This window comes from Streptomyces sp. BL1, assembly GCF_057628045.1.
The window spans coordinates 8,040,347-8,052,465 of sequence record NZ_JBXYWZ010000002.1; the positions used below are offsets into that span (position 1 = coordinate 8,040,347).

Below are 12,119 nucleotides of genomic sequence, written 5' to 3' on the forward strand. Positions count from 1 at the left end.
AACGTGTTGCTGCCGGCAGGGGGCGGCAGACCACAATGGTCATCACGCACAGCGCCCGCCTTGTGCCGGGCGGTGCACACCCGCGCGATACCGGCCTTACGGCCGGCGCGCATGACGAACACGTACGCGGGTGTACGGAAAAGCACGCGGAGTGAACAGACCGCGCCGTACACCCGTTTCCACTGGGGGAGTTGAGAACGATGTCGTACACCGAGGTGTCCGGCGCCCGGGTGCCGATCCGGATGTGGGCCGACCCGGCCACGGTCGAGGACGGCGCGATGCAGCAGCTGCGGAACGTCACCACACTGCCGTGGATCGAGGGCCTCGCCGTGATGCCCGACGTGCACTACGGCAAGGGCGCCACCGTCGGCTCGGTGATCGCGATGCGCGGCGCCGTGTGCCCGGCGGCCGTCGGTGTGGACATCGGCTGCGGCATGTCCGCGGTCAAGACGTCGCTCACCGCGAACGACCTCCCCGGCGATCTGTCCCGGCTGCGCTCCGGCATCGAGCGGGCCATCCCGGTGGGACGCGGCATGCACGACGACGCCGTGGATCCGGGGCGGCTGCACGGCTTCCCGACGGCGGGCTGGAAGGGTTTCTGGGACCGGTTCGACGGGGTCGCCGAGTCGGTCAGGTTCCGCCGGGAACGGGCCACGAAGCAGATGGGAACGCTCGGTTCGGGCAACCACTTCGTCGAAGTCTGCGTCGACACCGACGGATCCGTATGGCTGATGCTGCACTCCGGCTCCCGCAACATCGGCAAGGAGCTCGCGGAATTCCACATCGGCGAGGCGCAGAAACTCCCGCACAACCAGGGCCTGATCGACCGTGACCTCGCCGTCTTCGTCGCGGACACCCCGCAGATGGCGGCGTACCGGCACGACCTGTTCTGGGCGCAGGAGTACGCCAAGCACAACCGCGCCGTCATGATGGGGCTCCTCCAGGACGTCGTACGCCGGGAGTTCAAGAAGGCCAAGCCGCTCTTCGACCCTGTCATCTCGTGCCACCACAACTACGTGGCGGAAGAAACGTACGAGGGTCAGGAGCTGCTCGTGACCCGTAAGGGCGCGATCCGGGCCGGGAGCGGCGAGTACGGCATCATCCCCGGCTCCATGGGCACCGGTTCGTACATCGTGAAGGGTCTCGGCAACGCCGGTTCGTTCAACTCCGCGTCGCACGGCGCCGGCCGGAGGATGAGCCGTAACGCCGCCAAGAAGCGCTTCTCGGAGCAGGACCTCGCGGCGCAGACCCAGGGCGTCGAGTGCCGCAAGGACGCCGGCGTCGTGGACGAGATCCCCGGCGCGTACAAGCCGATCGAGCAGGTCATGGAGCAGCAGCAGGACCTGGTCGAGGTCGTCGCGCAGCTCAAGCAGGTGGTCTGCGTCAAGGGCTGACCCCTGTCCGGCCGGCGCCCCGCACGGCCGTGCGGGGCGCCGGCCGTGCCCGGCGGCGCGGCGTGTCCTGAGGAACAGAGGTGTGTCCAGAGGGACAGGGGGTGTGCCGCGCCGCCGGGGCCTACAACGTGCCTACTGGTTCACCCAGTCGTTGGCGTCGTCGCAGTATGCGTCCGAGTTCTCCTTGTGGAGACAGACACGGAACTTGTACTGGGCCGTCGAACCGGAGTCCTCGGCGAGGTTGTGCGACCCACCGTCACTGGCGCGGGCGGTCTTGCTGCTTCCGGTACCGCCGGCCTGGATGGTGTAGACGACGTTGCCCGTGGACTTCTTGATCACCCACGCCTTGACGCCCCAGCCGTCGGCCTCGATGTCCGAGACCTTCAGGACGTCCCCGTTGGTGGTGAACTCCACCTTCCCGCCCGGGTCCCCGTCGTCGGTCTTCATCGAGTAGTCGGCCGCGTAGGCCTGCGTCGACATCGCCAGCGTGAGAGCGGCAGCCCCTGCGACAACGCCGAACATTCTTCGGGTCTTCAAGAAAATTCTCCTGTAGTGAGGATTTATCCATTCGACTTACGGCGTTAACCATAGATTTCCCGCGATGAACCACCAGCTGCTTTCCGGACAGCGGGGCACGGAAAGACGGATCTCTGGCCGGAATCCACACCAGGAATGCCCCCTTCCAAACGGAGGCAGCCAATTCGCCATGGACCGGCCGTCAGCCACCTCACCTGTCTCCGCACGACCGGAAACCATCGGGGAGAAGCGAAGTGTGGCAGGCACACTCAACTTCCCTTACGGGTCAGCGTGTCTGTGGGAAGGCATCCACTTCGAAGGAGCCCGATTCGAGAAATCCCTGCCGTCACGCCGTCCGGTCGCACAGGACGGGCGCCGCTCGGGGTATCCGCCCGCGGTGAAGGGCTGTGAAGCCTCGCTGAACGAAGGGCGGAGATTGTGCCGAACTGACGCGACTGTCGAGGATTTCGCTGGTCAGAAGGTGTCCGGCCGCTGAGCCGGGCTTGCGGCGAGACCGTACTGACGCGTAAGTAGGTGATCATGAACCTCTTCAAACGCAGCTCGTCCCCCCGGCGCGCGACGGCGGGCGCCACTGCGACAGCCCGCGTCCCCGAACAGTCCCGCGCCGGCAGAGCCGAACCCGGCCTCGCGGGACTGACCGGCGAGTGGATGATCGACTCAGCCCACAGCCGGATCGGCTTCTCCGTACGGCACGCCATGGTCACCACCGTGCGCGGCGCCTTCACGGAGTACGAGAGCAGCCTCTACTTCGACGGCCACGACCCCACCCGCTCCCGGGCCCGCATCGCGCTGTCCACCGCCGGCGTCGACTCCGGCGAGCCGCAGCGCGACGCCCACCTGACCGGCCGTGACTTCCTGGACGCCGCGCGGTACCCGCGCATGACCTTCACCAGCACCGCAGTCGAACTCGCAGCGCCGGACCTCTACAAGATGTCCGGCGATCTCACGATCAGGGACGTCACCCGCCCCGTACTCCTGGAACTCACCTACATCGGCCACGTCACCGACTCCTTCGGCGACGAGCGGGTCGGTTTCGACGGGACCACCACCATCGACCGTTCCGACTGGGGCCTGACCTACAACGCGCGGCTCGCCCAGGGCGGAACGATGGTGAGCGAGAAGGTCCGCCTCCAGTTCGACATCGCCGCCATCCGCATGCCTTCCACGCTCTGACCGCAGAAGACCGTCCCCGAGCCGGCCTGTTGCCTGACGGAGGATCACCGGGTGGTGGCGAGGAGGAAGTCCTCGCCGCTGGACGGCCGCAAGCCGTCCGCGCGCCCGGCGAAGTAACGGTCGGCCACCTCTTTCCCCGGTACGTGCTCGGCGGTCGCGAAGCCCGCGGCGCGGGCGAGTCCGAGCATGGACTCCGGGGAGTAGAAGCTGACGAAGGGCGTCCCGGAGGCGCTCGCCCCCTTCCTGCTCGTCTCCAGGCCCGCCCGGTCCGCCTCGTCGATCCGGTCGGCGGGCAGCGTGAAGGAGAGCGCCAGAGTCGACCCCGGGGCCAGCTTCGCGACCTGCTCCAAGGTGGCGGCCGTGGCCTCACGGGTGAGATACATGGCGACGCCCGTCGACACGACGAGCGCCGGGCGACGCGGGTCGAAACCGGACGCCGTCAGCCTGTCCCACCACGATTCCCCCGCCTCGAAGTCCACCGGCACCAGGTGCAGACGGGGCGGCACCCCGTAGCCGAGCGACTCCAGGCGGGTGCGCTTCCAGGCCTGCGGGCCAGGCTGGTCGACCTCGTAGATGTCGAGGCGGGCGGCGAGCTCCGGACGGCGCTGGGCAAGCGTGTCCAGACCCGCGCCGAGGACGACGTACTGGTCGACGCCGCGCACCGACTCCCGCTCCACCAGGTCCTCCACGAACCGGGCCCGCGACACCATCGCGGCCCGGAACCCGCGGGTCGCCGCCGGCTCCATGTCGGGGCGCTCGCGCCAGTCGGCGCCGGGGGAGAGGAGGCGCAGGCCCACCTCGTCCTCGAACACGTACGGAGCCTCGTCGACCCGGACGTGCATCGCCCGCCACAGGGCGCAGCGCTCCGCCGTGTTGTCGGGAGCCTCGGTCACGCCCACTCCTTGGTCAGGTCGAGCTCCTCGTTGCGCTCGGTCAGCGAGTACCAGTTGCCGTTGTCGTCGCGGAAGACGGCCTCGATGCCGTACGGGCGATCCTTGGGTTCCTGGAGGAACTCCACCCCGCGCGCCTTGAACGTCTCGTAGTCGCCCCGGCAGTCGTCCGTGCGCAGCGCCCCTCCGCCGAGCACGCCCTTCGTGACCAGCTCGGTGAGGGCCCGGACGGACTCGGGGTCGACGCCGTGGCCGTCGGGGCGCATCAGGGCCAGCTCGAACTCCGGCTGGTCCTTGGCGCCCACGGTGATCCACCGCGAGTCGCCCATGGACATGTCGGTGCGGACCTCCATGCCGAGCTTCTCGGCGAAGAAGGTCTTCGTACGCTCCTGGTCGAGCGTCCAGATCGTCGTGATGCCGACGCCTTTGATCATGGTGGGCTCCCTGCTCCGGCGGCTTTCCGCGGTGTGCGGTGCTGACCGGTCCACCGTAGGCAGCGGCTCCGTCATCCGGCTTCTTCGGAATTGCTGTCCTCGGCCGGTGCGTCCCTGCCCGGCCGGAAGCCGCCGGCCCACAGCAGGGCGTAACAGCCCGGGATGAGAGCGGCGCCGCGGCCGACCTTCGTCCGCCGGTACTCTCCGGGCGTCTGGCCCGTGTACTGCTTGAAGCGCGTGGTGAACGTGCCGAGACCGGCGAAGCCGACCAGATGGCAGATCTCGGTGATGCTCAGATCGCAGGTGCGCAGCATCTCCGCCGCCCGCTCGATGCGGCGCTGCGAGAGGTACTGGCCGGGCGTCTGCCCGTACGTCGCCTTGAACGCCCGGACGAAGTGGGAGCGCGAGTAGCCCGCGCGGGCCGCGACCGCGTCCAGATTCAGCGCCTCGTCGGCCCACTCCCGGTCCATGGCGTCCTTGGCGGCGCGCAGTTGACGCAGGTGAGCGAGGTGGGGCCCGTTCGCGGTCCCGTGCGGCACGTCCATCGCCCCGATCCTGGCACGTGCCGCACCCGAATGCGCCGCGCCGCGACCGCGACGTGAACCCCGCCCGGTCGCGCGGCCCCCTGCCGGCCCGTGGAGGGGCCGGACGGCAACGGCTAGGGTCGGCGGGTGGAGCTTCGTCATCTTTCCGGATTCATCGCTGTCGCCGAGGAGTTGCACTTCGGGCGGGCCGCCGAGCGGCTGCACATGGCGCAGTCACCGCTCAGCCAGCAGATCCGGCAGCTCGAACGCGACCTGGGCGTCACGCTCTTCGAGCGCACCACCCGCTCCGTACGGCTCACCCCCGCAGGGCAGGCCCTGTGGGAACCGGCCCAGGACCTGCTGGCCCGCGCGTCCGCGGTGCGCCGTACCGTACGGGCGGCCGACGCCGGCGAGGTCGGCCGCGTACGGGTCGGCATCGCGGGAGCGAGCAGCTACGCGGCGCTGCCGCTGCTCACCGGCGCGGTGGCCAGTGAACTCCCCGGCATCGAACTCGTCCTGGAGAGCCAGGTCTACGCCGGCGAGGCGCAGGGCCGGCTCGTGGACCGCACACTGGATCTGGGGTTCGTCGCCCTGCCCGTACGCCGCGGAGTGCGCACCCGCGTCGTACGGAAAGAGCGCCTCGTTCTCGCGCTGCCCGAGAGCCATCCCCTCGCAGCGCGGGACGAGGTGGCACTGGCCGAGGTGGCGCGGGAACCCTTCCTCACCTTCCCCGCCTCCCGCGGTTCCGCGGTGCGCGAGGCGGTCGTACAGGCCTGCCACGAGGCCGGGTTCGTGCCGCGGATCGCGCAGGAGGCACCCGACTCGTACACCATGCTGGCGCTGGTGGGCGCGGGTGTCGGGGTGGCCGTGGTGGTGGAGTCGGCCCGGCACATCCACCTCGACCATGTGGTGTTCCGGCCTCTGGCGGGCCCCGGCGTACCGGCGCTGCCCATCGCCCTGGCGTGGGACGCGGGCAACCCCTCGGCTCCGCTCCGGGCAGTCCTGCGCGTCGCTGAACGCGCCCTGCCCACGCTGGCGGACATCGAGGGGTGAGGCCGCGCGCCGTACGTGCCGAACCGTCCGACGGGGTGTCAGGAAGCGTCTGCGGTGGGGGAGTTGGCCGGGGCCGGGTCGGTTTCCGCGAGGTGGCGGAGGAGGGGGCCGATGCCGAGGAGGCGATCGACGTCCTCGGGCGGCAGCGAGCCGAGGCGCTGGAGCAGCGCCTCGGTCTCGCCGCGTGCCTCGTCGCGCAGCATGGCGCGGCCGGCCTCCGTGAGGGAGACCCGGCGGGCGCGTCCGTCGTCGGGGTCGGGCATGCGCTCGACCAGTCCGGCGGAGGCGAGTTCGGCGACGGCGGCGGTGGCGGTCGGCTGCGAACACTGTGTCCGCAGCGCGAGCGCACCGATCCGCTCGGGGCCGAGCTCGGAGAGCTGGGCGAGGAGGATCAGCTGAGTGGGCGAGAGCTGCCCGCCCGGACCGGCCCTGCGCAGTGAACGCAGCAGCCGGTGCAGCGAGATGACGACGTCGAGAGCGGCGTCCTCGTGAGCGCCCATGTCAGGTGATCCTCCCCGTTGCCCGTTGGTGGGATCAGGAGAGTGTCAGGGTCGGCTGGTACATGTCCATCCAGAGGGCCAGGTCCAGCGTGCGTTCCAGTCCGCGCCGGGACGCCTGGCTGATCTGCGGCGTGTCGACCTTGACGGCACGTTCCGCCCAGTCCCTGCTCACGATGTCGAAGACCTGGTGGGAGGGCTTGGCGAGGATGTCCTGCACGTTCCGCTTGAGCGCCTCGGCGTAGCCCGGGTCCTGGGTGGAGGGGTAGGGGCTCTTGACCCGGTCGTACACGGAACGGGGGAGTACGTCGGCGGTGGCCTCGCGCAGCAGGCTCTTCTCGCGGCCGTCGAAGGACTTCAGCGACCACGGGGTGTTGTAGGCGTACTCGACGAGCCGGTGGTCGCAGAAGGGCACGCGTACCTCCAGGCCGACGGCCATGCTGGCGCGGTCCTTGCGGTCGAGCAGTACGCGGACGAAGCGGGTCAGGTGCAGGTAGCAGATCTTCCGCATCCGGAACTCGAAGTCGCTCTCGCCGTCGAGGCGTTGGATGCCGGAGACGGCGGACTGGTAGCTGTCGCGGATGTAGCCGTCGAGGTTGAGGGCGCGGGTGGCGTCCGTGGTGAGGATGTTGCCGTCGTCGCCGAACTGTTCGGCGAACTTCACCAGCCAGGGGAAGGTGTCGGCCTCGCGCGCCGCCGGGTCGAAGAACTGCTTGTAGCCGCCGAAGACTTCGTCGGCCGACTCGCCGGAGAGGGCGACCGTCGAGTGCTGCCGGATGGCCTTGAACAGCAGATACAGGGAGGCGTCCATGTCGCCCAGGCCCATGGGGATGTCCCGGGCGCGGATCATCCGCGAGCGCACCTCGGGGTCGGCGAGCTGGTCGGAGTCGAGGACGATGTCCTGGTGTTCGGTGCCGGAGGCGCGTGCCACGTCGTGCACGAAGGGGGTGTCGGGGGTGCCGCGCAGTTCGTCGGCGACGAAGTTCTCGGTCTGGCCGACGAAGTCGACGGCGAAGCTGCGGACGGTCTCACCGGCCTGGCCCAGCTGCTGCGCCGCGAGTGCGGTCATGGCCGAGGAGTCGAGACCGCCGGAGAGGAGGGTGCAGCGCGGTACGTCGGCGACGAGCTGGCGGCGCACGATGTCGTCAAGGAGGGTACGTACCTGTCCGACGGACTCGTCCTGCCCGTCGGTGTGCGGGCGGGTCTCCAGGGTCCAATAGGTGTGTGTGCGTACGCCGTTGGGGTCGACGGTGACGACGGTGCCCGGTTCCACCTCGCGCATGCCTTCCCACACGGCGTGGCCGGGCGTCTTGACGAAGGCGAAGAGCTCCCGCAGGCCGTCGAGGGTGACTTCGCGGCGGGCGAGGGAGTTGGCGAGGATGGCCTTGGGCTCGGAGCCGAAGAGCACCCCGTCGTCGGTGGGGTAGTAGTAGAAGGGCTTGATGCCCATCCGGTCGCGGATCATGACGAGCTTGTTCTCGCGGCCGTCCCAGATAGCGAACGCGTACATGCCGTTGAGGCGTTCGGCCACTGCCGGGCCCCACTCCTGGTAGCCGTGCAGCACGACTTCGGTGTCGGAGTCGGTGGTGAAGCGGTGGCCGCGGCCGGCGAGTTCCTTGCGGAGCTCTTCGAAGTTGTAGGTCTCGCCCGAGTAGACGAGGGCCAGCGGGCCCTCGGGGGTGTCCAGCGTCATCGGCTGCCGGCCGCCGGGCAGGTCGATGATCGCCAGTCGGCGGTGGCCGAGCGCGGCGGGCCCGGATATCCAGGTGCCCCGGTCGTCCGGTCCGCGGCAGGCCATCGTCTCGGTCATGGCGTCGACGGTGTCCCGTTCAGAGGACAGGTTCCTGCTGTAGGAGACCCATCCGCAGATTCCGCACATGCTGTACCTCCGCCACTTGTCTCACGCGTGTGACGGCGACGTTTTCGCGCAGCCCCGTCGGGACAGCACGTAACACGGCCGTCACCTCAAGTCAGGTGTATCGAGCACCTATGTAACGAGCGTGTTGCACGTGAGGGTCCTGCGTCAACCGTCCCCGGGGGTCGCACGTGATCCGGCCGCGCGCCTTTGCGTCTTCTTGGTCAGGGGGTTGCCGGGCGATGGGGGAGGGATGGGGTGGCGCTCAACTGGCTGGAGCCGTAAGGGGGTTGGCGCCCGCGACGGGGTGCGGGGCGCGGCCCTGGGTGTTGCTGTCGGAGCAGGCGGCGCGTTCGCCCGGTCGCACCCCCGCCGGGAGCCTCCGCGGGACCCGCCCGAGGAGGGCTGACCCTTGGAGCCGTGCGAGGGCGCTCGGGCTGGTCGGCGCGTTGACGCGTTGTCGCGTTGTCGTCGCGAGCTCGAACGCCCCCGTCGGCAGGGCGGTTTGCTACGCCCTGTGCCATCCCCGCCGGGTGAGGCTGACAAAGTGCTTCTGTGAGCCGTCGGCCAGATTGCGGTGCAGCAGGTCCGACAGTGTCTTCGTCTCGTTGATCAGGTGCATTCCGCGCCGCGAGAACGTCTCCTCGGTGAAGACGCGCGGCGCCAGCAGCGGATTGGTCAGCGCCTGCGAGAACGCGTCGATGCCGACCATCCGCCCGATCAACGAAGGCAGAACGGAGTTGGGCCGTACATCCTCGGCGAAGAGTCCCGTATAGAACTCGATGCTGTCCACGCTCCCGTACACGTCCCGCAGGGCGGACTGCACCGCCGGGTCTCCGGAGATCTGGTCGAAGTCGGTGACGCGCGGATACTGGCAGTTGGCCCGGTAGTCGTTGTAGCTCGCCAAGTGCACCTGCCGGGCCTGCACGATGCTCTGGATCTCCGTTTCGCGGAGAGCGGGGTCGGTGTTGAACAGCCCGATCTTTCCCGCGCGCTGGTTCGAGGCGTCCTCGAAGAGCGGTCCCAGACCACGGCGGACGAGAAGCTCGTTGTTGAAGATCGTCCCGTGCATGGGGAGTTCTTCCCCGCCGATATTGATTTTCGACGGGACCAGACCGTGCCAGCGGTAGAGGAGGTTGAACTCGATCGCCATCCAGTTCGGCCTGTGCCACCGCTCGTTGGGAAACGCGGAGGCGTCGAGGAAGAACTTGAAGTGGTAGGGCGTGATGTGGTTGATGTACTCGCTGACGACGACCTTGATGAGCAGGACGATCAGGATGTTGCGCGTCGTCTCGAAGAGACGCTCGTTGTCCCACTCGGGGTGATCCCGGGCCAGCAGCCGGGCGACGCGGTTGTGCTCCCGGATGAAGAGCACGTTGAGCATGGTGTAGCCGACCTGGGAGTTCGCCCGGTCGCCACCCATCGCGAAGAGCCCGTTCTTCTGGTCGAGGGACAGCTCGTCGAAGCTGACCACCGACAGGCCCTCGAACTCCGGCTTGATGACCCCCTTTTCGCACAGGTAGGGCGGATACTCCTCGGTGCCGATGAACTGGCTCTTGAGCAGACCCCCTTCCTTGTCCCTGAGCAGCCGGGTCACAGCGGCGTTCGGCCCGTACACCTGGCTCAGGTCGATCTCGTGGTTCGACGTGGTCTTTCTCGGGTCCCGGGGCTCCGAATGGTCACTGCGCAGGAATCCGTCGGTGAACCACTGGGCGAAGTAGGCGAACAGAACTGTCGACTTGGGGCAGAGGACGGTGTCTCCCTGCCGGGTGAACAAGTCGGCGGTCCGCTCGACACTCGGATATCCGGTGTCCGGATCCTCCTTGGGCGGCAGATGCCTGCCGATGAACGTGCGGTCCGTCAGCGAATCCCAGGAGGAGTAGGGGGTTTTCGTACTCAGCGGGGCCGGCCTCGTCGGCATCTTGAGGATGGCCCGGTTGACGAGCAACCTATTGACCTGGCGCCGCACCGGCCCGAGCAGCTGTACCAGGTCCCAGACCGGTGCGAAATGCGTGGTGACGAAGAACTCCAGGCGGTTGGCCCAGCCGTCGTTGACCTTGCTTCTCCCGGCATCCCTCGCGGAATCCATGGGTCGGCTCCCCTCAGTCCGTGGCGCGATCCGGAGCCGGCCGGCTTCCGTAGGCGATGGTGAACCGCTCCGGGAAGGGCTTGCCCTGGAAGTCGACGCGGTCGTCGGGCGGCGGCAGGAGCCGCACGTCGCTGCGCAGCAGGACCCGGCGGACCGCCTCGGGGATCATGGCCGAGGCGACGTACCGCCCCAGGCAGGTGTGGTGCCCGTAGCCGAAGTGCAGTGAGGCGAAGTCGGGACGGCCGGTCCGGAACGCGTCCGGCTCCGGCACGACGTCTTCGTCGAACATCGCGGACGCGGTGCAGGCGAAGACCAGTGTTCCGGCCGGAATGCGCGTCGCGCGAGGGGTGCCGGCGGCCACCGTGTAGTCCGACTCGCAGACCCGGAACACCAGCGGATTGATCGGGTTGAACCGCAACGCCTCCCAGACGTACCGGTCGAACCGCTCGGTTTCGGGTTCGGCGGCCGCGGCGATCGCCTCCGCCTTGATCTCCGGACGTGACAGGATCTGCTCCACGACCTGCACGATCGCCTGCGAGGTGGTCTCACCCGCCCCGATCAGCAGGCCGGCGACATTGACGATCAGCCGGTGTTCGTCGAAGCCCAGCTCCCCCGGGAAGTGGGTCCTGACGAGCCTGCTGAACGTGTCCTGCGGCGGCTTGATGCGCTTCCGGTGGGCCTCGCTCTTTTTCTTCTTCAGCAGTTGGACGAGGTACTCCATCATTTCCTCGCCCGCCCGCACGGAGGCTTTGTGCACGTCCGGGTCGTTCTGCAGGTTCTTGAACATGTCCGTCTGGGTGGCAACGGACCAGCGGTACATCGATGCCAAGTCCGGCCCGGGGAAGCCGAAGTACTTTCCGCAGATGCGGATCGGTACGTAGCGCCCCAGCTTGTTCACCAGCTCGATGCGGCCCTCGGAAGCGGCTTCGTCGAGTGCCTCGTCCGCGAGCTCACCGGTGAGCCGGCGTACCCGCTCGAGGTCCTCGGGCTTCAGCATCGCCTGCATGATGCCCTTTTCCCGCCAGTTGATCGGGGTCTGGTCGCGCGAGAGCATGATGGGCCCGTCCACCACAGGGTCCATACGGGACGCGTACAGCTTGACGGAGAAGGTTTTCTCCCGGGACATCACTTCGGTGACATCCGGGAACCGGGTCACGAGGGTGAAGCCCGGAGTCACGAAGATCGGCCGTTTCTCCCTGAGTTCGAGAAAGAACGGCCGCCAGTCGGTTCGTATCCACCGGCTGACGAGCTTGGTCCTGGCGTCGTCGTCGGTCTGGGCGTCATATTGCTCGAGGTAGCTCATGGCTCCCGTCCAGTTCTGGGCCCCAGTGCACGGTCGAGTGGGACCGGCTGCGGGAGAAGGCATGACAGCCATCGGCCTTCCGGCCGGTTTCCGCCCCCTCCTGTTATCAAAACCCAAAAGCGACATTAGCCGTGGGGCCCTGCCGGGGACGTGTGCATTTCGGGTCTCGTTCCTCGATCTTTGCCGGAGTTCCAGACGTTCCCGGAGGAGGCGCGGACTCCGCAGTTGAGCCGTGGTGCGGGTGCGCCGGCGCGGACACATTGCCTGTCACCTGGCGTCCCGCTCTGCCCGTCCGCCCCACCCGGCCGGCCGGCGGATGGCCGGGTCGTACGGGTCGTACGGGGCCGGAAACCTGATACGAAAGCACCTG

Annotated in this window: 11 protein-coding genes; 3 read left to right on the forward strand and 8 right to left on the reverse strand. The window is 68.5% G+C overall.

What is annotated here, in order from left to right; all coding sequences use genetic code 11:
- The first annotated feature begins 200 nt into the window (after positions 1 to 200).
- Positions 201 to 1,394 (forward strand): RtcB family protein, encoded by a 1,194-nt coding sequence (locus AC3AGO_RS35555; RefSeq protein WP_487824437.1) that lies wholly within the window; start codon positions 201 to 203, stop codon positions 1,392 to 1,394.
- Positions 1,395 to 1,526: 132 nt separating this feature from the next.
- Here the strand turns inward: AC3AGO_RS35555 and AC3AGO_RS35560 are convergent, their stop codons facing one another.
- Positions 1,527 to 1,931, reverse strand: coding sequence for a hypothetical protein (locus AC3AGO_RS35560; RefSeq protein WP_487824438.1), 405 nt, complete (start codon positions 1,929 to 1,931; stop codon positions 1,527 to 1,529).
- 519 nt (positions 1,932 to 2,450) lie between these two features.
- Between AC3AGO_RS35560 and AC3AGO_RS35565 the strand changes: the two genes are divergently transcribed.
- Positions 2,451 to 3,104 (forward strand): YceI family protein, encoded by a 654-nt coding sequence (locus AC3AGO_RS35565; RefSeq protein ID WP_487824439.1) that lies wholly within the window; start codon positions 2,451 to 2,453, stop codon positions 3,102 to 3,104.
- A 44-nt stretch (positions 3,105 to 3,148) separates the two neighbouring features.
- Here AC3AGO_RS35565 and AC3AGO_RS35570 read toward each other — a convergent pair whose 3' ends face one another.
- The 3 genes from AC3AGO_RS35570 to AC3AGO_RS35580 form a co-directional block, all read right to left on the reverse strand.
- Positions 3,149 to 3,997 (reverse strand): class I SAM-dependent methyltransferase, encoded by an 849-nt coding sequence (locus AC3AGO_RS35570; RefSeq protein ID WP_487824440.1) that lies wholly within the window; start codon positions 3,995 to 3,997, stop codon positions 3,149 to 3,151.
- Positions 3,994 to 4,428, reverse strand: a complete 435-nt coding sequence (locus AC3AGO_RS35575; RefSeq protein ID WP_487824441.1) for a VOC family protein — start codon at positions 4,426 to 4,428, stop codon at positions 3,994 to 3,996. The genes AC3AGO_RS35570 and AC3AGO_RS35575 overlap by 4 nt, the downstream gene beginning before the upstream one ends.
- 71 nt (positions 4,429 to 4,499) lie before the next feature.
- Positions 4,500 to 4,973, reverse strand: a complete 474-nt coding sequence (locus tag AC3AGO_RS35580; protein ID WP_487824442.1) for a helix-turn-helix transcriptional regulator — start codon at positions 4,971 to 4,973, stop codon at positions 4,500 to 4,502.
- A 126-nt stretch (positions 4,974 to 5,099) separates the two neighbouring features.
- Between AC3AGO_RS35580 and AC3AGO_RS35585 the strand changes: the two genes are divergently transcribed.
- On the forward strand, positions 5,100 to 6,005 hold the full coding sequence (locus AC3AGO_RS35585) for a LysR substrate-binding domain-containing protein (RefSeq protein WP_487824443.1): 906 nt from the start codon (positions 5,100 to 5,102) through the stop codon (positions 6,003 to 6,005).
- Between the two features lie 38 nt (positions 6,006 to 6,043).
- On the opposite strand, the gene AC3AGO_RS35590 is transcribed toward AC3AGO_RS35585, so the two are convergent.
- From AC3AGO_RS35590 to AC3AGO_RS35605, 4 genes are all read right to left on the reverse strand, one after another.
- Entirely contained in the window at positions 6,044 to 6,505 is a 462-nt protein-coding gene (locus tag AC3AGO_RS35590; protein ID WP_487824444.1) for a MarR family winged helix-turn-helix transcriptional regulator, read from the reverse strand.
- Positions 6,506 to 6,539: 34 nt separating this feature from the next.
- Positions 6,540 to 8,381, reverse strand: a complete 1,842-nt coding sequence (gene asnB / locus AC3AGO_RS35595; RefSeq protein WP_487824445.1) for an asparagine synthase (glutamine-hydrolyzing) — start codon at positions 8,379 to 8,381, stop codon at positions 6,540 to 6,542.
- Between the two features lie 484 nt (positions 8,382 to 8,865).
- Entirely contained in the window at positions 8,866 to 10,446 is a 1,581-nt protein-coding gene (locus AC3AGO_RS35600) for a peroxidase family protein (RefSeq protein WP_487824446.1), read from the reverse strand.
- 13 nt (positions 10,447 to 10,459) lie between these two features.
- The gene (locus AC3AGO_RS35605) at positions 10,460 to 11,749 is read right to left on the reverse strand and encodes a cytochrome P450 (RefSeq protein ID WP_487824447.1); all 1,290 of its coding nucleotides are present in this window, start codon (positions 11,747 to 11,749) and stop codon (positions 10,460 to 10,462) included.
- Positions 11,750 to 12,119: the final 370 nt, after the last annotated feature.

Bases quoted from the DNA above. Each gene is read 5' to 3' on its own strand.
- AC3AGO_RS35590 (WP_487824444.1), bottom strand. From the start codon at position 6,505: ATGGGCGCTCACGAGGACGCCGCTCTCGACGTCGTCATCTCGCTGCAC.
- AC3AGO_RS35580 (WP_487824442.1), bottom strand. From the start codon at position 4,973: ATGGACGTGCCGCACGGGACCGCGAACGGGCCCCACCTCGCTCACCTG.
- AC3AGO_RS35605 (WP_487824447.1), bottom strand. From the start codon at position 11,749: ATGAGCTACCTCGAGCAATATGACGCCCAGACCGACGACGACGCCAGG.
- AC3AGO_RS35565 (WP_487824439.1), top strand. From the start codon at position 2,451: ATGAACCTCTTCAAACGCAGCTCGTCCCCCCGGCGCGCGACGGCGGGC.
- AC3AGO_RS35575 (WP_487824441.1), bottom strand. From the start codon at position 4,428: ATGATCAAAGGCGTCGGCATCACGACGATCTGGACGCTCGACCAGGAG.
- AC3AGO_RS35600 (WP_487824446.1), bottom strand. From the start codon at position 10,446: ATGGATTCCGCGAGGGATGCCGGGAGAAGCAAGGTCAACGACGGCTGG.
- AC3AGO_RS35555 (WP_487824437.1), top strand. From the start codon at position 201: ATGTCGTACACCGAGGTGTCCGGCGCCCGGGTGCCGATCCGGATGTGG.
- asnB (WP_487824445.1), bottom strand. From the start codon at position 8,381: ATGTGCGGAATCTGCGGATGGGTCTCCTACAGCAGGAACCTGTCCTCT.